At 69.7% G+C, this 1662-nt stretch carries 2 protein-coding genes; both read right to left on the minus strand.

What is annotated here, in order from left to right; translation table 11 throughout:
* Positions 1-156: 156 nt before the first annotated feature.
* Positions 157-1020: a CU044_5270 family protein gene (locus E1289_RS37465; protein ID WP_131988915.1), complete on the minus strand. Its 864-nt coding sequence runs from the start codon at positions 1018-1020 to the stop codon at positions 157-159.
* Entirely contained in the window at positions 1013-1585 is a 573-nt protein-coding gene (locus E1289_RS37470) for an RNA polymerase sigma factor (RefSeq protein ID WP_131988917.1), read from the minus strand. The genes E1289_RS37465 and E1289_RS37470 overlap by 8 nt, the downstream gene beginning before the upstream one ends.
* Positions 1586-1662: the final 77 nt, after the last annotated feature.

The raw sequence follows: 1662 nt of genomic DNA on the forward strand, positions 1-1662 counted from the left end.
CCCACCCCCTCAAACGAGCCCCACGCACCCGAATCCCGTGCGCTGATCCAGAGCGCCACCGCACCGTTCTGAGTACACCGACCACCACGACCGACCCGCCGTGTGGCCGGTGGATCGGTCCCCTGATCCACCGGCCACACGACCGTGACACCCCCGCTATCGGGGGAGTTCGTTGGTCCACCTGGACGTGGAGGTGATCCCGCCCATCGACTCCTGTTTCCCGTTGATGTCGGCGTAGCCTTCGGCGTTCACCTCGGAGGTCTTGGGATTGACCACCAGCTTGGTCCCGCCGCCGTCCCCGGCGAAGAGCAGGCTCTGCCCACCGGGGACCTTCCCCAGGTTCTTGACGTGGGGGAGCGTGGCGAGCGCCCGCAGTGCCGCCGCACGGACCTTGGGCGGCGCCGGAACGTCGCTGAGCAGGTCCGTCAGGAGCAGCAGCAGGTTGGTCTCCTTCGTGATCTGCGCGTGCTTCTGCCCCGTGGTCCTGCTCTCCAGCAGCGTCGCCTTCAGTTCGGCGGCGGAGGTCGGCAGCTTCGCGATCTCCGCGATCCCGAGATCGGTGCCGCGCACCGTGACGGGCTGCCGCCCGGGCACCTTCCTCAGCGTCCCGCCGTCGAAGCGGATCCACCCCCGGCCGTCGGCCGTGGTCCAGGTTTCGACGGTCTGGTGGTCGCCGCTGCTCGGAGCGACCCTCTTCACGTGCCAGTAGGTGCCCGAGGCCGCCGGCTTGGTCTCCGCGACGGCGGCCGCGGCGAGAAGCACCTGCGGACCCGACATCTGGACGACGGTCGTACCGTCCCTGGACGTCGAGTCAGGCGACTCCCCGCCCGCGACGACGATGGCGACGGCCGCGGCCCCCGTCGCGGCCGCCACCCCGATCGCGATCACCGGTCGGCGGGACCGGCGCCGGCGCACGGGCTCGCGCATGGCGTTCTGGAGCTGGTGCCTACGGCGGTCGACGGTCTCGGCGGAAGGGTCCGGCTTGGTCAGCGTGGCCCCGAGAAGCTCCAGCTCATCCATGGAATTCCTCCTGATCGATCATCTTCTGAAACTTCGTACGGGCTCGGCTGAGCCGGGAACGAACCGTGCCGCCGGCGATGCCGAGCGTCTGCGCCACTTCCTCATGGCTGAGCTGGCCGAGCGCGACGAGCAGGACGACGTCGCGCTCCCCCTGGTTCAGCTTGGCGAGGGCCTTGAGGAGCTGCGGCTGCAGGCGCCGCGCGGCCAGCGAGGTGACGACGCGGCTCTCGTGGCCCTCGACGGAGGTCGCCGCGCCCGTCCGTATCAGTGCCTTGTAGTGGCGGGCCTCTTTGCGCCGATGCCGCGCCATCAGGTTCGTGGCGATACCGAACAGCCAAGGCCGCAGGCCACCTCGTTGGTGATCGAAGCGGTCCCGCTGCGCGAAGGCCACGCAGAACGTCTCCGCGGCGATGTCCTCGCCCGCCTGCACGTCCAGCCGCCCGACCGCGTACCGGTACACGTCGGGGAAGTAGCGATCGTAGACGGCGGTGAACTCGTCCGGATCCCGCCGAAACCGAGCGACGAGCTCGGCGTCCCCTACCTGCCGGCCCAAGTCAGCGGTCAATGTCGCATCTCCATCGTGCACACCTCTCATCCGAAGTACTCGCCCGTCACCACCCCCTTCGCCGCACCCCCACATCC

Origin of the sequence: Actinomadura sp. 6K520, assembly GCF_004349245.1 — a bacterium.
Lineage (GTDB): Bacteria > Actinomycetota > Actinomycetes > Streptosporangiales > Streptosporangiaceae > Spirillospora.